The following is a 19,913-nucleotide window of genomic DNA, read 5'->3' on the forward strand; positions in this document are numbered from 1 at the left end:
ATGCTGGGAAGAACTGCAAACGGCCTCTACTGGATGTTCCGCTATATCGAGAGGGCTGAAAACATTGCGCGTCTGGTGGATGCGGGGCTGCGCGTCTCGCTGACCCGTTCGGGTGCCACCGACGACGACTGGACCGGCGTGCTGCAAAGCGCCGACGTGCTGGATATTTTCCTGGAAGCCCATCCGAAAGTAACGGCGGCTGATGCCATCGACTTTCTGCTGCGCGACACGGCCAATCCGTCCAGCGTGATGTCCTGCATCGACAGCGCCCGCAACAATGCCCGCATGGTGCGCACCGCGCTGACCCGGGAAACCTGGGAAGCCACTAACGAATGCTGGATCGAGCTGAAACAGCTTCTGTCACGCAGGCTGAAATCCGCCGACCTGCCCGAAACCATCGATACGGTGAAACGGCGGGCAGGGCTGATCCGTGGCGCCTTTCATGGCTCGATGCTGCGCAACGAGATCTATAATTTTGCCCGGATCGGCACATTCATCGAGCGGGCCGATAATACCAGCCGCATTCTCGATGTGAAATATTATGTGCTGCTGCCCTCGGTAAACCAGGTCGGGTCATCGCTGGACAATATCCAGTGGGAATCGATCCTGCGCTCGGTTTCGGCGCATCGGTCTTACCGCTGGGTCTATGACGGCGACTATCTTGCTGCCAATATTGCCGACTTCCTGATTATCAACGGTCAGATGCCGCGGTCTCTGGCCTATTGCTATGAGAAGATCGTCAGCAATCTCGCCTATATCGGCAAGGAATATGGCGAGCGGCTGCCCGCCCATGAAACAGCCGATAGCATTCGTGCTTCGCTGCGCTCCAGCAATATTACCCGGATCATGGATCAGGGCCTGCACGAGTTTCTCGATAGTTTCATTTCCCGCAACAACCGGCTGGGGCATGAGATTAACGAGGGCTACCGATTCTACAGTTGAGCGGGGCACAAGCGATGCGTCTGAAAATCAATCATGTGACGGAATATAGCTATGACGAGCCGGTGCAGTTCTCGCTCCAGCGGCTCAGGCTGACCCCGATCGAAAATCCCGGACTGCACGTCGTATCCTGGACGATCGTGGTGGACGGCGCCAATGTCGAGGCCGGGTTCAACGACCAGTTCGGCAATCACACTCATCTGGTGTCCTTTGAAGGGGATGCCAAGTCCGTGCGGATCGTTGCCTCAGGCGAGGTGACGACCGAGGATCGCGCCGGCGTATTTGGCGCCCATACCGGCTATGTGCCGCTTTGGCTCTACCTGCGCGATACGCCACGCACCAAGGCGGGAAAGCTGGTGCGCGATCTGGTCAAAAGCCTGACGGGTGATAATGAACTGGCCAGAATGCACGACCTGATGGCCCGCGTGCATGAACAGGTGCGTTACGAGACGGGCGCAACCACGACGGAGACGACGGCTGAGCAGGCATTGGAGGCGGGGACAGGCGTTTGCCAGGACCACGCCCATGTAATGATTTCCGCAGCACGGCTGATGAACCTGCCCGCCCGCTATATTTCCGGCTATCTGATGATGGATGGGGTTGAGGAGCAGACGGCAACCCATGCTTGGGCCGAAATCCACCTGCCATCGCTTGGCTGGGTCGGCTTCGATGCCGCTAATGATGTCTGCCCGGACGCCCGCTACGTGCGCCTCGCCTCCGGCCTTTGCTACGCCGACGCAGCACCGGTTTCCGGCATGCGTATCGGCTTGGCAGGCGAGGACATGTCCGTAACGGTCAGCGTCGCGGAAACCGGTCAAAGCCAGTCGCAGAGCCAGGGGTGAAGGTAGGAAGCGATGTATATTGCGGTTTTGGGCGGCGCCTGTGTTGGTCGGGAAACCCTCTCCGCTCTGTAACCGGGATTGGTAGGAAACCAATTCCGGTTCTGTCCGTTGTGCTGTAGAGTTCTTGGCAAATCAGGACAGGCGCGATGTTGTTTGGACAATCGATCTTTCAATCCGTCGTCGAGCGGCTTTCCAACGAGGAGGCGGAAAAGGCCGAACTTGAGGGTGAGGCCAATCACTACCGCGTCTCCGGATTGAACACCGGCTTCGTTCAGGAAAACAGCCACATGCCGCAAGCCGCCGCTGCATGGGCGCAAGAGCAATATCTCGAGTTGATGCCGGATGAGGAACCAGTTTCCGAGGCGGAATTGGCCAGTGAAGACGTGGCGCCCCCCGAAATGCCTGATTATCTGAAGCGTCTTGCACCGGAGGAGGTCGCGGAGGATCTGGGTATTGCTGATAATGACGAGGCTTCAAGCTTGAAAGCGAAGCGGAGAGCGTTTGCGCAGCTCGAATCACCCGGACCTGGTTCATCCATTATTTGCGGAGGCCGCGCATACCCGGATGACCATTGCCAATCAATTGATAGATCAGGCTCTGAAAACAAGAATTTGAAAACCAAAGTGTCGGGAAAAGGCTCTTGTGTGTAGAGCCGGACAGGCAATAGCCGAAATTTTCATGTAAAAAATGAAACCGGCATTTCGAAAGATATACGATCTCGCCGGATTTCAATGCGATAAACTCAGGCCCGGAAATTACACCGGACCTGAGTTATGATCGATCATTACTCAGAAATCGACTTCAGCAACTCAATGAGCTGATCGCGTTTTTCCGATCCGCCGAGGCGACCCACGAATTTCTCCTCATGCTCACGCCACTTCGGCAAAAGCTCTTCGAGAAATGCCGAGCCCTTGGACGTCAGGTGAAGAAAATAGACGCGGCGGTCCGTATCCGAGCGACGACGCTCGATAAGGCCCTTGTCTTCCAATCCATCGACGATCGCGACGAAATTGGCCCGCTGAATTGCCAGCGTGGAGGCTACGTCGCTTTGCTTCATTCCGGAATTACCGGCGATGATCGACAGAACGGAAAAATCAGCAGGCCTGATATCGTGGCCGCCGAGTACATCCTGAAAGTCCTGCAGAATGGCCAGTTGCGCACGTCTTACGCGAAAGCCAAGTGAATAGGCTAGCCCGGAATAATCGACAACCCCTTGTCGTACGCCGGCGCCCTCACCAATAAAATGTTGATTGCTCATGCCCCTAGACTACAAACCTCCGTGACCAATGCCCGATCCCACAATCAGGCATGTTCCGACTCTCAATAACAAATTATCTTTACCCTTCTTAACATATAGGTACAAGATAATTCTTCAATTGAATGATTTCCCCCTGAAACAATATAGGAGTAAAACAGCTATATCCACAATCTCTTATTTTAGGGGCGCCTTTTTCGGTGAGCAGGCTTCTGTGGATCGAACACAAATTCACCATTGATGCGGCCGTCAGACTAGGCTATGTACCGCTTCGCACCACAAGTGCTCATCTGAACGCACCCGTAGCTCAGCTGGATAGAGTGTTGGATTCCGATTCCAAAGGTCACAGGTTCGAATCCTGTCGGGTGCGCCATTTTTTACTAGGTAAGTATTTGTTTTTTATTGCGAAATAGCGATTCACGAAAATTCCATCCCCCGTAATTTCCCCCAATAACAGTCGGATTGCCTTGGATTTATTCGGATGAGCGAAGTCGAAACAAAACTCCCACAAGTGTTTACTCCTGAGGACGTCGCAAATGTGGCGCGGCGCGACCTTTCGGACAGATTGGCATTAGCTTCTGGACACGAAAACATAATCGCCACTCGGCTCGCGAACGTCTATCCCCTCAACATACCGAAAGCCTTGTGCCGCTCGGAAGTGTCCTCCATAGCCCGTTTTGAGGGAGATTGCGGCGGCGCTTCGAGCCTTAGCACTTCCATAGAGCGACACTGAGACCTGAGCCCAGAGGGGATGACGGCGAAGGGATTTGATAAGACCTGGGTGAGACGTGTTGATGAGGGTCGGTAGCGGCAGCGCATAGGGATTTTGCCCCCTACGCCATGCGGCGCAAACGGTATTGAGAAACCTTAGACCGATTCCCGCTCCTTGCCATTCCGGCATGACGACGAGGCGGCAGGCTCGGCCCTCCGTCAAGCCAGGGCGGGTTGACATCGCAAGATGGGCAACGGGCTGACCATCCACGAAGCCAACATAGCAGCGCGCTGCAATGGCGTTCGGAACTTTCAGATAATGATGCGGCTCAAAATATCGCCACCATTCCCAACCGGTCTGGCGGATTTCCAGGGTGATCGGAGGGCGTCGCCGATGACACCTCCCGGTGAACACACCTGTCGCCGTGGCGTAGATCCAATCGGGGTCGAGCCAGTCGATAATATCGTAATGACAAGACAGCAGGACGGCGCGGCCTTTGGTACGCCGCCACGCCTTGCCGAAGGCCAGCGCGCCAATCCGGGCGATCTGCCGGTCCACCACACTGGTGAACTCGTCAATGACGATCTCCTGCGGCTGATCGCAGACGATCCGGGCAAGGTCTGCCTGGAATTTCTCGCCGTTAGAAAGAACGTGGTAGGGGCGCAGCCAAGACGGAACCGAACCAAGCCCGACCGAAGCCAGAGCGGTAGTCGCATCATCAAAATCGCCACCATGGGCAATCACATCGATAATCGGTCGATCTTGCGGCCAGTCCAGGCTGGCCATGCGGTCGGCCTCGAACACTTGCCGACCGAGCGAGGTTTTGCCTGATCCTGAAGGCCCGACGATCAGGCCGACGCTCCAGTCCATGTCGTCAATCTCAAGGTCTGCCGTCAGTTCGAAACGGCTGGCATCTTCGACGTTGAACAGAGATTTGACCCGTGCGGCCCGGTAGCTGTCAAAGTCCGGGCAGGAATTGATGATATCAAGCCTCATGTGACAACCACCTTGATCTTGGATTTCTTAATGTCCGCAAGAGCCCCGTAAAGCCGCTCCTGGGCATCTTCATCCTCGCAAACGAGGATTACACCGTACTGCTCGCGGTAACGCAGACCGGATGGAGCCTTTTGGGCTTGAGGCGGCAAAGGAGGCAGGTCAGTTTCAGTTGGCATTATAAGCCGGTTCTCCGTTTGGCCGCTCCTGGCGATCCGGTTCGGGCTCGGCTGGCCTCAGGTGATTGATAGTGCCGCAACGGCGGCACTTGATTTCGATGTCCCCGGCGAATGCCCGCCCTGCCTTGAACAAAAGGGCGGTGCATGTGCCGCAACGGATATTTTTCATTTTCTAACGCTCAAGATTCCGATTATGACCGCGCTCTGCCTTCGGGCAGAACGGGTGGACAGTTGAGCGTGCTTGATGTCGGACGGGAGTGGTAGCCAAACTTACACCCGTCTTCCGGGGCTTTGCCCCGGCACCCGGCAGCTATGCGAGATCAGAACTGTGCATAGAGATCGATCACGGCCTGCGGGCATTCCGGCCAGCTGGCGTCGGCCAGATAGTTTGCCTCCATATCTTCGGCCAACTCCGCGAACCGACCGCGCATGGCCGTCACCCATTCGATGGACTGGCTGGCGGCGGCAACGATGGCCTTTTCTTCTTCAGTGCGGTTGGTCGCCGTTTTGGCACTGATGGCGGCGGTCATCGATGTGACGTTCATTTGCGCATCAGCGGATAGATGTTGATTTTGCCCGGCTCCGGGCGCACCACGGCCACGTCGATGATATCGGGATCGACCGCCAGGGCATGTTCGCGGTAGCCGTTTTTCGGGCCGGTCTTGGCGATGGTGAAGAGAGCATTGACCACCCGCAGCCGTAACCGCTCGGCGTCCTCGATGTCGGAGCCGCCAGAAACCACCGTGATATTGGCGGCACTGGTGACATAGGCCACGGGGTCGAGGATATCCTTGACCGTGCCGACAGCCAAACCGTTCCAGGCAGCCCCGGTGGCCTCAGCGGTAGCGGCCACATCGCCGGTCAGTGCGCCAGCCGGAATGATCAGATCGGCGTCTGTGGCAAAGGTCACGGCATTGCCGGAGGCGACCCGCGTACCTTTCGCAATGGCCGTCTCGACATCGCGAACCGCCGAAAGCGTAAAGCGCAATGTTGTGCTGGCAGGCTGCGCCAGAAGCCGGAAGGCTGAAACGGACGCGCCGCGATTTTCCAGATGCACACCCTCGGCAAAGACGGCGGTATTTTGCAGCGTGGCGGTTTGCGCGGCCTCGGCCAGCAGCGAATGGGCGTAGGCCAGCACCTCAATGAGGTACATTTCCGTTTGCGCCGGATAGAGCGTGCGCCCGGTGATCTCCTCGAACTGGGCCTTGTAGGTCGCCTTCAGCACTGACGGGTCACGCTCAAAAAAGGACGGCGCACCATTGGCGCGGAGATCCTCAATTGTGCGCTTGACGGGATCAGCCATAGGTGACCTCCGTCATCAGCAACTCGTCCATCACGCTTTCGATAGGACGCCAGGAGACCTGCGTCTTGAAATGCGAATAGGCCACCGCCTTGTTGTGCCGCTCAAGACCGGCCTGATCGACCGGCTTACCGTCAGCGGCGAATGAGGCGGCGCTCTCGTCAACGCCCGTTTCCGGCATATCCATCGCCCCGAAAGACACGATTTTGGGCTGTGCGGCCAAAAGATCGCGCAGCGCCTGGGCGACCGGCACGGCGGCTTCGCCAGCCGCAAAGGACACGGTGGTTTCACCGGGAACCGAGTTCAGAACGGCGACGAGCCTTTCTTTCGAGGCAGGCAACAGCTTGCCATCGGTAACGAGACCTTCCGCAAATGACACATTTGCAGCATGGGCGATTTTGGCCTCGCTCTCTTTGAGCCGCGCCTCACGGGCAGCAAAATCGGCTTCGCGGGCGGCGAAGACGGCATTGGTCTGGACCACAACAGGCTCCTTTTTCTCTGGTGGTTGGGGTGCAAGCGGCGCGGCAAAAGCCGGGCGGCTGGCGGGGGGCTGGATTTCGGCTTCAGACAGCCAGTCGATCTGGAAACCGGGCAGAGCCTTGTCGGCGTCTTCCATGCCGAACTTCTCGATCACGAATTCACGGATGCTGCGAAACAGGCTGGCAGCTTCTTCAAAGCCGCGCTCCCCGAAGTCGGCGCTGACGGTGACGCTGCCCTCAGGCGCGGAAAACTGCACGTTCTTCAGGCCAGATACAGCCGGAGCCGCGCCGCCGAGAAAACCGATATGGCGCGGATACCATGTGCCGGGAACAGGATTGGCCGAGGCTTCAGGCCGGAAGAATGAAAGGCTGACCTTCTTATAACGCCCGGCCTTCACCGCTTCGCTGAATGCCGGATCGATCTCGCCGACCGTCGCATAAAGCCGTTGGCTGCTTGCGTCATAGTCGAAGCTTTGCGCCCAGCCGTAAGCAGGGGCGTCCGTGGCCGGATGACCGACGACAACAGGAACAGGCGCGGTTTCGGGATCGTAGGCATCAGCCGCCGCCTTCAGGTCAGCGGCACTATAGGTAATCGACGTGCCTTCCATCGGCTGAAATGTGCCGGGGCGGAAAACCTCAATGCGGGCGGTGGCGCTGGCCGGGGCGGTTTTGGCGGGTATGGCAGAAGCGGTGGTCATCTCGGCTCCAGAAATCATCTGAAGCCACCATGCCGCCTTGCCCAAAACAAAAAGACCGGACGTCAGGTCCGGTCAGTTCAATGCGTCTCGTGAAGCCAACATGCGACACTCGAATGGGAGTTTCAAGCCCGCATCGCAATTGTGGTGCAAAGATGCGGGCTGGATGGCCCCGTAGCCGGTTTCTAACGGGGGTCTAACGCGGGGGGATTGAACATTCGGTAGCTTAAGATGCGACCAACGCGATGACGCTAGGCTCTACTTTAACTTTATGTTGAAATAATAGCACCTGCCTTCACCATGGCGTCAATCGCCGACTGCACTTCGGTGTAAAGATCGGTCAGCAAATTCTCCGCATCAATCTCCACTATAAGGGCATAGCGGCAGACTGGAGGGTGATCCCCAAAGTTCTTAAGGTACGACTTTTCCTTCCACCAGCCAGCTACAGGGTAGACTGCAAGAAGATTCCGCCGCGCCAAATCTGATGCTTTGCAAGTCAGTTGATCAATCTGAAGTGAACCAACATCCCGCCGCTTCGGGCCAAAGTCCCAACCATCATTTTCCTCGCTCTGGAACATCATCTGATCATCCTCCTCGTCAACCAGATTAGAAATCCGACCTAAGAATGCCCCTTCAAGTTCATCTGCCCGATTCAACTTAAAGCGGAGATTATGAGAGGCATAGCGAAACTTCGATCCTCGCGCAGGCTCGGAAGGGTTTGGTTCAATGAATGTGCTCAACGTAACCCGGAGCGTAACATTGGCATCCGCCAAAGCGCGCAAAGCCTCAAGCGGCCATGGCAGCGGGAATAGCCGCAACTCGTTATGGATTGCTCCATTTTTTTTATCATTGAGCCGATAAGGGGAGATCGTGTCTTCAACAATCAGCGTCAGCGCATTTGATGCGCTATGCCTCGCACGAGCCAAGTCCGGTACACCGTAGCCATACCGGCGAAACAATACCTCTAATTGACCTTTCTTCTTCCAGTCACTCACGTGACTTTTCATTTGCTTTGTCCAGCGTGCAGACGACACAAACAAGCCGCGAATAGTTTCCGGCCAAAGATCCGGATATTCCGTCCACAATTCCGTTACTTGTTTCGCGGCCAGTGCGGTTGCAGCGCTGGTATCACAGGTTAATGCGAATGATCGAAGCGGATAATTATGATGTGTCGTCAACAAACCCAGATCTTCATGGCGCATAGGTGGCCCAGGCGGCTGATTAATCCAGTTGCCTCCTTCCAACACGACATCAGGCTTTATAGGCCATGTCGATGACCAGCTTGCGGTGCGAGAGGATGGTGAGAGGTCACCGAAAGACGCTAGCGGAGCTCCTGTAATTCCTGATGGTAAAACTACCTTTTCAGTATATGCGCCGATTGCAATAGGGTTCCATGCCTGCGCTGGTGACTCGAGTTCGTGGTCTGGGTGATCACAACGTTCAAGATAATTACCGATCCCAAATGAACGGTTATCGGTATTGCCGGCAGAAATCAAAACTAAACGTTTTTGCTTATGTTGCCCAGAAATCCCTGATGCCAGTTGGTCCATAGACGTGGACCACGAGGTGGGCGCGCCATCATGTGGACTGTCTTGATCAGTTGTCACCGCCATGGTGAATGTACGCCTCCTGTGAGGCTTACACTCGACGGCATTAACTGCATTTTCCGTGATTGTTCCCAACAGATGGTGTGGGTTGCTATCTGCATCCGGCAATAATTTAGCCGACTCCAACCTGTTATGAATGTCTATTGGCATAGTCTGCCGTAGAGCAGATGACAGATCTCCCATCAAGGCGAGGCCTGCTAAGGCAGTGCCATGCCCTTTTACATCTTCAAGCCCCCATTCTGGCTTCGCTGCATATCTATCTTCTCTCGAAAATGCAGGCTGTAACAAGGGGTGTGAAAGGCTTATTCCCGTGTCCAACAATGTCACATAACCCGGGTTTACATTTGGAAAATACCGGCATCGTTGCTGTAATTCATCAACCCATTCCCACTGCTCCTCAGGGTCCAGACTATCGAAGTCATTGTTTAATGTCGCTGGGACCGCAAGAGCACGAACTACGGCCAACTTTCGGACGGCGTGCAATAAGGCGTGGCGCGTAGCAATTGCGATCACCACCACATCATTAGGAAAGTGCAAACGATCCTTGGCAACCGCAATGTCGAATTGCTCTACGGAGCGAATAAATCGCTCAGCATTTTCTGGATCAAGCCAAATCTCCCACGCAAACTTTTCATTTCCATTAGGAAATCGTTCAAGCGGGCTGCGCCATAAGGCAATAAGTTCGGCCTCCACAATAGCGTCTAAACTTTGGACTAGATCCGCATTCTTTGGGCGCCCAGGTACGTTTTTCCCGTCCTTGCTAACCCTGTCTTCGGTATTCTGAGTGCGAAACTCATCAACTTTTTTTCGTAATTTTTCTACGCCTGCTGCTGAAGCAAATACCGTTGCATGGTCGCTATTATTTTCAACGTCACTTTTTTTATAACGCAATAGAGTGAGGCCGCTAGCGTCAAGACTTTTCGTTGTCAGCGCCTCATTAGCGCGTCCAGAAATCTCCAGATACAAACCGGGAAGATTTTGCCTATCTATGTCCGGCAAATTATCGATTTCACGAAGTAGACTCTGGGCATGCCTTTCCCGATCTTGTACGTCACTCGGCTTTTTGCTGCTGCCCCCCGGTTTTGCGCGAAATGGCTTTGCCCGACCGAGATTTTTTAGGTGAAAATGCCTCAGATTCCTTACCAATGTCGTCTACCCCTAGCCCCTGTAATGAGCGACGACGCTGAAATGCATTTATCAAATCTTGTGTCGCTATCGTCTCTGACCCTGACAAGACAGAGCGTCGGGCTGCATCTTCAGACTCCGGACACGATGTCAGCAGTTGACAGCCCCCCGGCGGTCTTTGTCACTTTTGTCCAGTCAATTTGTTTTATTGAAAAGCCAATTAGTCGGCGCTGTAATGCGGTCTTAATAGCATCGGCATCCGGCAATTCATAAGGCAATACGAGGTCAAAACGCCGCAAAATAGCCCTATCCAATATTTGAGGCAGATTCGTTGTTGCAACAACAATTGATGGACCTGTATCGTCATCGAGAAATTGAAGAAATGAATTAAGGATTCGGCGGGCTTCTCCCACGTCATTTTCCGAACCGCGTGAAGCTGCCAAAGCGTCAATTTCGTCGAAAAGATAAACGCCGCGCCTCGTTTTAATCGCGTCAAAAACAACCTTAAGCTTCTGGGCTGTTTCGCCCATAAACTTGGTAATCAGCCCGTGTAACAGCACAGTAAAAAGTGGCAACTGGAGCTGTCCAGCAAGCGCCGCCGCGCTCATCGTTTTTCCCGTTCCCGGCGGTCCGGAAAGAATAATGCGTCGTCTCGGCTTTAGTCCCTTGGCTTCAAGCTTATCGCGCAACCTTATCTCATTGACAATTTGCTCAAGTTCTTCCTCAATATGATGGGGGAGGATGAGGTCGTTGAGCCTAGCGGTCGGATAGCTTGCGGCCAAAAATTCAGCTAAATCGCCGCGCGGTGCAGCGATAGGAGTCGGTTCAAATTTTCTGATTTCCTTTGGCTTTTGTCCAGCGTCGGCCCACTGACGCAATTGTTCAGCTAAACGGGTATGACCTTTTTGGGCCTCCGCAGCCGCAAGCTGAATCGCCAGATCGTAAAAACGATCTGCGTTTCCTTCAGCATGGCTCTTTATAAGCCCTATGAGCTGCTGCGCGGATGCCATTTAAGTCTCGCCTCTACCCCAGGTGGCACTCTACAGTGCTACGATTCTAGAGCCTATACCGTATTATTTAAAAATCCAGAAGGCATACGAAACACGTCTGATTGGTCGTGAAACTTTAGGCATGAAAACGGCCGAAATCATGGTAGCGAAATGACCGTTAATTTCACAACCGAATCCATGGGTATGTGATTTTACCTATTTCACGCTCCTGAAAAAGTGTACCTTGCACAGGCTGGCCAATTTCGTCACTCCACCCCCAACCACTCTTCCGCAATCGCCAGCAGCTCATCCTCATCAGCTGCGGACAGCCCCAGATAAGGTCGCGCCGGAATGGTGACTTTCTTCCGCCGACCAGCATCACCGCCGAACTGGTGAATGGCGGCGTAGATGAGGCTGGAACCGATGCGCACCTCAGTGTCGCTGGCTTGCATATTGATGGAGTTCATCAGATCGCCGGAGGCGCGCAGGATGGTGGTAGGAGCGTTGCCGTATTTTAGGGAGCGCAGGTCGCGGGTAATCTGAGACAAAGCTTGCCAGCGGTTTCCGTCCGGGGCGGCCTCGGCTTCAAAATTATCTTTGACCGAATTCAGCAGATGTTCGCCGACATTTTTGTAAAAGCCAGCCGGGCGGTTCATCTTGCCGATCAACTCGGCCAGCTTTGCCCGCATGTCCTGATCGTCAATGGTCGCCTTGTAGCTGATACCAGTCATCTCGACTTTCCCTTTCGATGCGCGTAGATTTGTTCTGTCAGCGGACGAGACCGGCGATGGTCACGCCAGTTTGTTGATGCAAAGGCCGGATCGCTCCCGGCCTTTTACTTTTCCGGGCGCTTGTAGATCAGCTTGCCGACGCGCCGCTTTTCCAAAGCCGAGAAATCAGGCTCCCCGCGCTTATCGGTGAAGTCGAAGCTGGTGATGGCCTCCCAGCCTCGTTCGCCAATCTAGAATACGACCTGGATGGCGGTTTTCGGATCGACACGGATGTAACGGCGATCCACCACAAGATCTCCGCTCTCGACTTTGTGCGCCACACCCATCCAGATCTCGTCAGGGTCAATCAGCGCCTCGGCCATCATCGACATAACGCGGTGGCGATTGCATTTCAGCGCCTTGAACGCGCCTTCGCGGTTTCGAAACAGCAGATCGGAAACAGGGATGCGGTTAATCAGGCGCGGCCTCAGTGGCGCTGCGAATGTTGCTGAGGCGGCGGGTGGAGAGGCTGGCGGCTAAATCTTCGAGCTGCTCCGTCAGATCACCGACCGGATCGGCGTCATCGGCAAAGCTTGCCGTCAACTGCCGTTTTTTTTGAGCCGAGCGGCCCGAACAGGCTGGAGAATGCAGGAGGGATCACCGGCTATGATCTCGTCATGCAGTCAATTTTGAAGCGACTGCATTAAAATCGCGGGGAGGAAGCACGGTTCGTTTTCTTTGTTGCATGTCGCTTCCCTTGTGGCCATTAACCCCATTTTTCTCATCGAAAGTTGAAAGCTTGTGGCCTTGTCCTTGAAGCGAGGGAATAGCTGGTTTGCTAGCTTCAGGTGGTCCATTCCAGGGTTCAATTGACAGTGCATCAAAATCACAAGCGAGACCTTGATCTTTTGGGATGCTGGTCTATTCTCGTCATGGGTGGCGTAATTGAAACAGTTTCCTTGCGCGATCGAGCTGTTTTGACGATTTTCGATGACGTTATATGGGGGCATTCCATGGACGACATTCTGTCGCCGACCGATTTCATTCAAGCAAGCCGTGTGCTGAAGGTCTCGTCACCCTTGGGCGAGGACCAGTTGCTACCTGAGCGGATGATGGTTGATGAAGGCGTCAATCGTCTGTTCGAGATCACCTTGTCGGTGCGCGCCAAGCGTGAGGCGGTCAAGCCCGATGAGTTAATCGGAAAGTTGGTCGATGTATCGCTCGAAATCCGTCAGGGCGAACTGGACGGTGACGGCGTGCGCCGGCCGTTCAATGGACTGGTGACCAATCTGTCCGAGGGACCACCGGTGACGCGCGGACTTCGCTCATATACCCTGACCATTCGTCCGCAACTGTGGCTGCTGTCACGCCGGTCCGATTGCCGGATCTGGCAGAACATGACGGCCATCCAGGTGATGGAAACATTGCTCTCTGAACACGGTCTTCCCAGTGCCGCCTATGCCCCTCTGCACAAGACACCGCCATCGCGCGAGTTTTCTGTCCAGTGGAACGAAACGGATCTCGATTACCTGCTGCGCCGCTTCGAGCAAGAGGGATTGTTTTACTGGTTTGAGCATGAGACCGGCGTTCACCGGCTGAAGGTCAGCGACAGCAAGGTGGCCTGGAGCAAGCCATCGGCTGCGGCAGAGGGAGAAGATAAAGTCAGATTAGCCCAGGGCTCATCGGACCGCAACCACATCAACGAATGGATGCGGCAATTCTCCTATGTCCCCGGCCAGCGTGCCGGTGCGGACTGGAATTTCGAGACGCCCAGCACTGTACCGCTGAATGTCACGCCGTCACTGATTCAGATGCCGGGCGCCAAGCAGCGTGAGCTTTACGAATATCCGGCCCGCATCAGCGATGTGAAGGAAGCCGAACAGGCAGAGACCTTCCGCATGCAAGCAACAGAAGCCGATCATGAGCGGGTGACGGGCAAATCCAATGTGCGCTTTCTGGAAGCCGGACGACGGTTCACGCCCTATGAGGAGCCGCATCCGGAACACAAATACGAAGAGCATGTGATGACCCGGATTACCCATTGGGTCGTTGATCGCTCCTATGAAACGACGGAGAACGAACCAGAATATCGCAATGAGTTCGAGGCTATCCCGTCACGCGTGCCGCTAACCCCGCATCGCGACACGAAACGCCCCCGCATTGAGGGCGCGCAGGTGGCGATCGTCGCCGGACCCTCGGGTGAAGAGATCCACACCGACCAGTATGGCCGCATCAAGGTCTGGTATCCCTGGGACCGCAAGGCAAAAAAGGATGGCAGCGACACTTGCTGGGTGCGGGTTGCCCAGAACTGGGCGGGCGGCCAGTGGGGAGGGCAGATCATCCCACGGATCGGCATGGAGGTGATGGTTGCCTTCATCGATGGCGATCCGGACCGGCCGTTGGTGACGGGGGTGGTGCCCAATCCGAAAAATGCCGTGCCTTATGATTTGCCAGCCAATAAGACGAAGAGCGTGTTTAGAACCAATACGCATAAGGGTAAAGGCTTCAATGAATTGAGCTTTGAAGATGAAGCCGGTCGAGAGCAAATATTTCTACATGCACAAAAAGATTTCGATAATCATGTACTCAATGACACGCGCGAACGAGTCGAGAGTGATCGACACCAGCATGTTGGAAACGACAAGACGAGTTTCGTGGGCGGCGATCAAGAGCAAGTTGTTGCAGGAAACATGTCTATTGCTGTAGGTCAAAATAAATTAACTGAATATCTTCTTTCGAGAACCCTAAATGTATTCGGTAGATTTTCTGATTTCATGGAAAAGCTTCGCATCCCGGACCCGTTTAATTTTGCGAAAGGTAATTTCCAGCTTTTCGTAGAAAAGAACAAATCGGAGATAGTACTTGCCGGTTCTTCAGAGATAGTAGGCGTAGCTAAATCGACGGTCGTTGGCAATCTCCACCAGACGACGGTCGGGAAAAAAATGAGTGTGATCGTTCGGGGTCGCTCGGATGAAGACGTGGGGAGAATAAAAAATATTAATGTCGGGGAGCAGTTCACCATCCGTGTTGGCGAAAACGTGATGATATCGATGTCAAAGGAGGGCGATGTGGTCATTCAGGCAAAGCGTATCATCATGAAAGCTGACAGTATTCACGAGAACTGATCACTATGGCAGAGAGCCAAGAAGACAAGACTTCAAATGGTGGCAAAGATCCTCAGGAAGGAGTTTGGCGTGTTCCCATGCTTCCGCCCGTGGAGCAGCGCGACTCAGTACGAGAAGAATGGTTACGAAGGCTTCATTGGAAGGACATCGATGCTTCAATCGCCGATGATGGCGGTATATCGAATCTTTGGGGGATGGGATCTCACGGCAGGACAAGCCCCACGCTATGGTCTCCGATCGTGCCGCCACCGCAAGGCGACCTAGGATCTCTGCTTGGAAAGCCTGCTCGGGCAGCGACGACAAACGTCCAGCTTTCCCAGCAGGGACAAGCAGATCATTCGCTTGTGACCGATGACAACGAGGCCCAGCAAACGGCAAAAGAAGGTGAACAGCGACCGCCGAACCAAACGATTAAAAGCGAGCAGCCCGGTACCGCAACACCATCAACTAAGGAGGAGAAGAGTCCTTGGAAGTTTGGAATCGATACTGAGTTTAAACGAGAGTTGAGCCAAGAAAGCGTGAAATTCGGTGGCGATAGCGGTCGAACGCTCCGGCAAGCTGCTGGTGAATCGCTCGGTCAAAGCGCCAAAAAATTTGAACGTAAGTATCCTAAGCTTGATGAAGTCGGTGTAAGCGGCGAATATACCGCATGGGATAAGGCTGGTGAATTCAAGAAAATAGAGGGAAAAAGCGGCTCGGCTGACGGTAATCTTAGAGTATTCTATGGCGAGACGAAAGGAACTGCAAAAGGTACTATTTCCGCAGGCGGTGCTAAAGGTGAGGCGAGTGCTGGTGCAGAAGTTGGAATGCTAAAGGGCGAAGCAAATCTGGGTGACAAAAAAAGTCTGCTTGCTGGCAAAGCGGAAGGCCGAGTGGCCTCGGCAGATGCGAAGGCCAAGGTAAGTGGTGAAATCAAGTTCAAGGAAGTAGAAGCAACCGCTTCCGGTTCGCTCGGAGCGTCAGCGGTTTTATTAGAGGGGGAAGTTGGAGGCGAGATTCGTATCACTCCACGCCGCATCTGGAACGGGGTGATCGTCAGTGGTGTCAATACAGCTGCGAGTTGGGTCGGTTATGGCAAGCAACTCGAGAACATCGATGGTTGGGATTGGGGAATCATGTTGGGCGGATCGGTGGGTGGTACGGTCGGCCTTTCCGCTGAAGCTGAAGCATCGGCTGAACTCTCTAAGAAAGATAGAAAAGCCGGGGTCGAGACTAAAATCAAATTCGCTCCCGGACTGGGTGGATCCGTTAAAGGTAAGGCTGGACTTGTATGGTAGCGACGAGTGCACCAATGCTAGGGCGATGCATTGTTATAATGATCGCTGTGGTATCGCTTTATAATTACGTTGGCGCCGGGCAGGCGGTATCGGCAAAACGAGAAACGGGAAGGATGCAGACATTGACCGAGCAGGAAGCCAAACAACTTGGTTACATGCGACTATCCTTGAATTTGGGTGATAACGTCAAGGCTTCCTTCTTTGCAAAGGCCAATTCTCTTACCAGTCCGTTGGCAAAAGCCGAAGCGATCGAAGCGCCGGGTCGAGGCGAATTGGCAAAGGTATTTGTGCCCGATGATCGCGATAAGTTTGAAGTGACTGTCGCTTTGTTCAAGCCAGGTTTCGCGGCTGAAGCACCTTCCATAAGTGAGCAGTTATTGATGGAAAACGGCTACGGCATAACCGACGCAAATCATATCTCACTGACATCCGCGGATGCCGAAGGCAAAACATTAGATGAAGGCAAAGTAGCTAAGCTTGCTCGCTCGCTATGCCAAGTGCGTCAAGAGAAGGTTGTGTGCTTTCTCATGCAAGGCGACGCCGAGCACAGCTCCGAGTTTGAAGAACAGGCTCGTATGCTGAAAGATTCGTTGCAAATTGAAGACGGGGTCAAGGAAGGGTTTGACGCCAATCAGATTAAGCATCTGAAGATATCCTTGGGTGCGAAGGGTTCACTCACTTTGGACTATCCCTCCGTATTTTCTGTAGTTGATAATGATTTTAGCGGTGATCTCCCTGGAACGCTCCATCTGCAACAAGGGGATGCTGATAATCCCCTCTCTGCGATCATGGTTGCCGCATCGGCTGGCGCCGCACCTCCAAGCGCTGACGCAATTGACTCTGTCGCGGATGGAATGATGCACAACTGGCTGGAGCAGAATGCGAAGCTTTTTGCTAATCCCGTCCTGGCGACCAAAGGAGATTTGTCAGGCCTTGGCAGTGGCGATATGGGGCGCTCCTATGCCTATGTCGTTGACAAGCTTGCAGATGGTGGTGGACAGGCACAGGTCCGCCTGAGCCTGTTTGCATCAGCAGGCGTTCGATACTCCGTTCTTATGGTCACCCATTACGCTCCTGGAGTTGATGAGACAGGTCCCTTCTTCGTCCGGTTGGGGGGGATAACGGGCTATGACCTCGTCATGCAGTCAATTTTAAAGCGAGTACATTAAATCAATGGGAGGGGATGGCGTTTGTTTTCTTTAGCGACGTGTCACTTGCTTCGTAATCTTTAACAGTCTCCTTGGCGGTACGACTTGTAAGCTTGTTCTTGGGGCATGCAGATCTTGTTGCTGACGGATGATGTTTTGTTGCTGCGTGCAAGCCGTTTTAAACCCAATATCCGAGGAGCGCTTTCATGAATGCAATACAGGACAAGGCTGCGTTTTTGCTGCCCGACATATCGACAGGTGATGATCGCTGGTCAAAATTGATGGCATTGGCTGATATGATGGAGATCGACGAAGCTGACCGGTGCTCTGACAATAACCAATGGAAAATCCTCGCTTACCCTGCGCAAGGATGGCCGCATCAGTGTCAAAGGGGTTTCGATTACTCAGCAGGCAGAGCGGTCTATTGCTCTCGATGCGGCCGTTATCGATCTAAATTGACGATCTGTTTATGTGGCAGGTTGAAAACAAAACACCGTTTGCTGCGCTCGGCTATTTCGCGCGGGATCGTGCAGGTTTGGAGCATTGGACTGTAGCAGTTCGTGCACGGTTTCACATTCTCACACATCAGTTGAACTCTTTGATGGACGATCAAGGTGAAATCCGAATCAAGCCGGAATACGCGGATAGCGAAAGACTAGAATTGCAGGCCGATGCGGACTTCTGCGCTTTCAAGCCAAAGACCGATGTGCTTTTGGCCGGTGAGGCGCGCGCGCGCGCTGGCTACGAGGTTAATAAGGTCGAAGTCGGATTCGATCTGGCTGGACGTGGCAAACGTGCAATGGTTTTCGGCAAAAGACAGTTGCGCCAGAAGGCTGGAAAACTGGACCTGGAAGGGTATGAAGCGTTCAAATCTTGTCCTTTGAGTTGGAGGCATAGCCTCGGCGGTGCGGACTTTCTCAACCTCGATGCAGACCCCAATGAGGATAATCCGATAGGGATGGGTTGGACATCGAAATGGCCAAACATTCCTGATGGTACTGAAGTTGACTTGCCGTTGATTGAAAATCCGGAAGGGTTCATTGATGCTGGCCCCTTGCCTGCGCCGATTGGCTTCGGCGCAATCCAACCGTCCTGGCAGCCACGGGCATCTCATGCTGGAACCTATGACGAAGCTTGGCGAAAATATGAAGCGCCCTTGTTGCCATCCGACTTCTCCGAGCAATTTTATCAGGTGGCACCGGCTGATCAAATATTCGATCTGAAAGGCGGCGAGTCAGGGCGCATCCTTGGCATGCATGAGGAAGGCGATTACGGTTTTCGTCTGCCACAGGTGATTATGGATTGTAGCACCTGGATCAGAGGCCAGAAAGTCGACACAAGACCAAGGTTGATTTCGGTCCTTGTCAATGGTTCCGAAAAGACACTTGAAATGGTGTGGAACACCAATCTGCCGTGTCCGACCGGTGATATGTCGGTTTCTCACTGCCGGGTTCATGTCAAACAGATGGCCGGGGTTGAGCGATGACCGCTTTTGCCCAGGTGTACGGTCTTGGTCTTTGTTGCCCTTTGGGCAAAAATCTCACCGATGCGTCCGAGGCCTATGCGGCAAACGACCATAACTTTATAAAGTCTGAAAAAGGACCCGTGGGGGCGGATGGCGCACCCATCACGCTTTCCTGTGTGATGCCCTTTGAGGATGTCCGGAATTTTGAAGTGAGACTACAGCGGCTTTTCGCAGGCGCTGTCGACGATTTGGTTAAGGCGCTCGATCTCAGCTACAGCGCGGCTTCGATGCGTCTTGTCGTGCCCCGCTGGCTGGCTGGGCACAAGATCGGGCAAGAACTGGCGACATGGATTGTCGCGACTTGGCCCACTCTGTTCACGGATGTCGCCTTGCTTGCTGATGGTGACACTTTGGCCGTCTATGAACTGGTCAAGGGATTGCAGGAGATCACCGAGGGGCAGATCCCTGCCTTGGCTATTGCTGCACTTGATAGCTATATGGATGCCGAACTCCTCGACATACTCGCGATAAGCGACCGTATTTATAAGCGCGGTACGCCCCATGGTCTCGTGCCCGGTGAGGCAGCGGTGATTGTCATGCTCGGTTCAAGTGCGACATTCCCCGATGCGTCGCCCATTGGCACGGTAAGATCGGCCTTCAACGGATTTGAGGCTGAAAATCTTTCGGAACCGCAAGGCATCATTGGCAGAGGTCTCGCCAGGCCGCTGCGTCAGGCTTTTGAAGCCTTTCAGCCGGATCGGTTTCTGGTCGATCTGAATGGCGAACGGTGGCGCTCGGAAGACCTTGGCTTTGCGCTTTCGGGGGCGCTCATTCCTGACAGGTTGCTCTCGGACTTTGAAACACCTCTCTCGAATACCGGTGACTGCGGCGCCGCCAACGGCTTGGTGATGACAGCATTTGCTTTGTGCTCGCCTGCGGACACGATCGACCACGATGTTTTCGCAGGCGATGACCACGAACGACGGCCCAGCCTTTCGATCCTATCGACTTCGCATTTTGAAGGCCCGCGCTGTGTCATCGCGCTTGAGCGCTACGGAAGGGAGAACTGAGCC

At 54.2% G+C, this 19,913-nt stretch carries 19 protein-coding genes and 1 tRNA gene; 9 read left to right on the top strand and 11 right to left on the bottom strand.

The features are described from left to right. The 3 genes from V6582_RS15600 (at position 1) to V6582_RS15610 (ending at position 2,431) form a co-directional block, all read left to right on the top strand. Positions 1 to 942 carry an alpha-E domain-containing protein gene (locus tag V6582_RS15600; RefSeq protein ID WP_156630822.1) on the top strand — a complete coding sequence of 314 codons (942 nt, stop codon included), beginning with the start codon at positions 1 to 3 and terminating at the stop codon, positions 940 to 942. Positions 943 to 956: 14 nt separating this feature from the next. Next, entirely contained in the window at positions 957 to 1,781 is an 825-nt protein-coding gene (locus V6582_RS15605) for a transglutaminase family protein (protein WP_156630823.1), read from the top strand. A gap of 146 nt (positions 1,782 to 1,927) precedes the next feature. Next, positions 1,928 to 2,431, top strand: a complete 504-nt coding sequence (locus tag V6582_RS15610) for a hypothetical protein (protein ID WP_349508887.1) — start codon at positions 1,928 to 1,930, stop codon at positions 2,429 to 2,431. 134 nt (positions 2,432 to 2,565) lie between these two features. Here V6582_RS15610 and V6582_RS15615 read toward each other — a convergent pair whose 3' ends face one another. After that, a complete protein-coding gene (locus V6582_RS15615) occupies positions 2,566 to 3,039 on the bottom strand; it encodes a MarR family winged helix-turn-helix transcriptional regulator (protein ID WP_060718093.1) in 474 nt (157 codons plus the stop codon). 293 nt (positions 3,040 to 3,332) lie between these two features. Between V6582_RS15615 and V6582_RS15620 the strand changes: the two genes are divergently transcribed. After that, positions 3,333 to 3,409, top strand: a tRNA-Arg gene (locus tag V6582_RS15620). Between the two features lie 198 nt (positions 3,410 to 3,607). Here V6582_RS15620 and V6582_RS15625 read toward each other — a convergent pair. From V6582_RS15625 to V6582_RS15665, 10 genes are all read right to left on the bottom strand, one after another. Beyond that, the gene (locus V6582_RS15625) at positions 3,608 to 4,744 is read right to left on the bottom strand and encodes a GNAT family N-acetyltransferase (RefSeq protein ID WP_156630825.1); all 1,137 of its coding nucleotides are present in this window, start codon (positions 4,742 to 4,744) and stop codon (positions 3,608 to 3,610) included. 165 nt (positions 4,745 to 4,909) lie between these two features. Further along, the gene (locus tag V6582_RS27575) at positions 4,910 to 5,089 is read right to left on the bottom strand and encodes a Com family DNA-binding transcriptional regulator (RefSeq protein WP_156542556.1); all 180 of its coding nucleotides are present in this window, start codon (positions 5,087 to 5,089) and stop codon (positions 4,910 to 4,912) included. Between the two features lie 151 nt (positions 5,090 to 5,240). Then, positions 5,241 to 5,465, bottom strand: coding sequence for a hypothetical protein (locus V6582_RS15630; protein ID WP_156630826.1), 225 nt, complete (start codon positions 5,463 to 5,465; stop codon positions 5,241 to 5,243). After that, a complete protein-coding gene (locus V6582_RS15635; RefSeq protein WP_156630827.1) occupies positions 5,462 to 6,223 on the bottom strand; it encodes a baseplate J/gp47 family protein in 762 nt (253 codons plus the stop codon). The genes V6582_RS15630 and V6582_RS15635 overlap by 4 nt, the downstream gene beginning before the upstream one ends. Further along, positions 6,216 to 7,397, bottom strand: coding sequence for a hypothetical protein (locus V6582_RS15640; protein WP_197434298.1), 1,182 nt, complete (start codon positions 7,395 to 7,397; stop codon positions 6,216 to 6,218). The genes V6582_RS15635 and V6582_RS15640 overlap by 8 nt, the downstream gene beginning before the upstream one ends. 266 nt (positions 7,398 to 7,663) lie before the next feature. Further along, a complete protein-coding gene (locus V6582_RS15645) occupies positions 7,664 to 10,147 on the bottom strand; it encodes a S8 family peptidase (RefSeq protein ID WP_234889589.1) in 2,484 nt (827 codons plus the stop codon). A 110-nt stretch (positions 10,148 to 10,257) separates the two neighbouring features. After that, the gene (locus V6582_RS15650; RefSeq protein ID WP_349508888.1) at positions 10,258 to 11,136 is read right to left on the bottom strand and encodes an AAA family ATPase; all 879 of its coding nucleotides are present in this window, start codon (positions 11,134 to 11,136) and stop codon (positions 10,258 to 10,260) included. Positions 11,137 to 11,381: 245 nt separating this feature from the next. Then, positions 11,382 to 11,846 (bottom strand): phage virion morphogenesis protein, encoded by a 465-nt coding sequence (locus tag V6582_RS15655; RefSeq protein ID WP_156630829.1) that lies wholly within the window; start codon positions 11,844 to 11,846, stop codon positions 11,382 to 11,384. 230 nt (positions 11,847 to 12,076) lie between these two features. After that, a complete protein-coding gene (locus V6582_RS15660; protein WP_197434319.1) occupies positions 12,077 to 12,316 on the bottom strand; it encodes a PBECR2 nuclease fold domain-containing protein in 240 nt (79 codons plus the stop codon). After that, positions 12,297 to 12,428, bottom strand: coding sequence for a hypothetical protein (locus V6582_RS15665; RefSeq protein ID WP_272950770.1), 132 nt, complete (start codon positions 12,426 to 12,428; stop codon positions 12,297 to 12,299). The genes V6582_RS15660 and V6582_RS15665 overlap by 20 nt, the downstream gene beginning before the upstream one ends. A gap of 410 nt (positions 12,429 to 12,838) precedes the next feature. On the opposite strand from V6582_RS15665, the gene tssI reads away from it, so the two are divergent. The 5 genes from tssI (at position 12,839) to V6582_RS15690 (ending at position 19,910) form a co-directional block, all read left to right on the top strand. Next, positions 12,839 to 14,950 (top strand): type VI secretion system tip protein TssI/VgrG, encoded by a 2,112-nt coding sequence (tssI, locus tag V6582_RS15670; protein WP_156630831.1) that lies wholly within the window; start codon positions 12,839 to 12,841, stop codon positions 14,948 to 14,950. 5 nt (positions 14,951 to 14,955) lie between these two features. Further along, positions 14,956 to 16,227: a hypothetical protein gene (locus V6582_RS15675; RefSeq protein WP_156630832.1), complete on the top strand. Its 1,272-nt coding sequence runs from the start codon at positions 14,956 to 14,958 to the stop codon at positions 16,225 to 16,227. A gap of 38 nt (positions 16,228 to 16,265) precedes the next feature. Continuing rightward, positions 16,266 to 17,396: a hypothetical protein gene (locus tag V6582_RS15680; RefSeq protein ID WP_156630833.1), complete on the top strand. Its 1,131-nt coding sequence runs from the start codon at positions 16,266 to 16,268 to the stop codon at positions 17,394 to 17,396. A 448-nt stretch (positions 17,397 to 17,844) separates the two neighbouring features. Then, a complete protein-coding gene (locus V6582_RS15685; RefSeq protein ID WP_156630834.1) occupies positions 17,845 to 18,861 on the top strand; it encodes a DUF2169 family type VI secretion system accessory protein in 1,017 nt (338 codons plus the stop codon). Beyond that, complete coding sequence (locus tag V6582_RS15690) at positions 18,858 to 19,910, top strand: hypothetical protein (protein ID WP_156630835.1); 1,053 nt, start codon at positions 18,858 to 18,860, stop codon at positions 19,908 to 19,910. Before V6582_RS15685 ends, V6582_RS15690 begins: the two co-directional genes overlap by 4 nt. The last annotated feature ends 3 nt before the right edge of the window (positions 19,911 to 19,913 follow it).

The sequence above is a fragment of the Agrobacterium vitis genome (assembly GCF_037039395.1).
Taxonomy (GTDB): Bacteria; Pseudomonadota; Alphaproteobacteria; order Rhizobiales; family Rhizobiaceae; genus Allorhizobium; species Allorhizobium vitis_E.

What these genes read in the sequence shown, in the direction of transcription:
- V6582_RS15600 (WP_156630822.1), top strand. Translation starts at nt 1, where the DNA reads ATGCTGGGAAGAACTGCAAACGGCCTCTACTGGATGTTCCGCTATATC.
- V6582_RS15605 (WP_156630823.1), top strand. Translation starts at nt 957, where the DNA reads ATGCGTCTGAAAATCAATCATGTGACGGAATATAGCTATGACGAGCCG.
- V6582_RS15610 (WP_349508887.1), top strand. Translation starts at nt 1,928, where the DNA reads ATGTTGTTTGGACAATCGATCTTTCAATCCGTCGTCGAGCGGCTTTCC.
- V6582_RS15615 (WP_060718093.1), bottom strand. Translation starts at nt 3,039, where the DNA reads ATGAGCAATCAACATTTTATTGGTGAGGGCGCCGGCGTACGACAAGGG.
- V6582_RS15625 (WP_156630825.1), bottom strand. Translation starts at nt 4,744, where the DNA reads ATGAGGCTTGATATCATCAATTCCTGCCCGGACTTTGACAGCTACCGG.
- V6582_RS27575 (WP_156542556.1), bottom strand. Translation starts at nt 5,089, where the DNA reads ATGAAAAATATCCGTTGCGGCACATGCACCGCCCTTTTGTTCAAGGCA.
- V6582_RS15630 (WP_156630826.1), bottom strand. Translation starts at nt 5,465, where the DNA reads ATGAACGTCACATCGATGACCGCCGCCATCAGTGCCAAAACGGCGACC.
- V6582_RS15635 (WP_156630827.1), bottom strand. Translation starts at nt 6,223, where the DNA reads ATGGCTGATCCCGTCAAGCGCACAATTGAGGATCTCCGCGCCAATGGT.
- V6582_RS15640 (WP_197434298.1), bottom strand. Translation starts at nt 7,397, where the DNA reads ATGACCACCGCTTCTGCCATACCCGCCAAAACCGCCCCGGCCAGCGCC.
- V6582_RS15650 (WP_349508888.1), bottom strand. Translation starts at nt 11,136, where the DNA reads ATGGCATCCGCGCAGCAGCTCATAGGGCTTATAAAGAGCCATGCTGAA.
- V6582_RS15655 (WP_156630829.1), bottom strand. Translation starts at nt 11,846, where the DNA reads ATGACTGGTATCAGCTACAAGGCGACCATTGACGATCAGGACATGCGG.
- tssI (WP_156630831.1), top strand. Translation starts at nt 12,839, where the DNA reads ATGGACGACATTCTGTCGCCGACCGATTTCATTCAAGCAAGCCGTGTG.
- V6582_RS15675 (WP_156630832.1), top strand. Translation starts at nt 14,956, where the DNA reads ATGGCAGAGAGCCAAGAAGACAAGACTTCAAATGGTGGCAAAGATCCT.
- V6582_RS15680 (WP_156630833.1), top strand. Translation starts at nt 16,266, where the DNA reads ATGATCGCTGTGGTATCGCTTTATAATTACGTTGGCGCCGGGCAGGCG.
- V6582_RS15685 (WP_156630834.1), top strand. Translation starts at nt 17,845, where the DNA reads ATGTGGCAGGTTGAAAACAAAACACCGTTTGCTGCGCTCGGCTATTTC.
- V6582_RS15690 (WP_156630835.1), top strand. Translation starts at nt 18,858, where the DNA reads ATGACCGCTTTTGCCCAGGTGTACGGTCTTGGTCTTTGTTGCCCTTTG.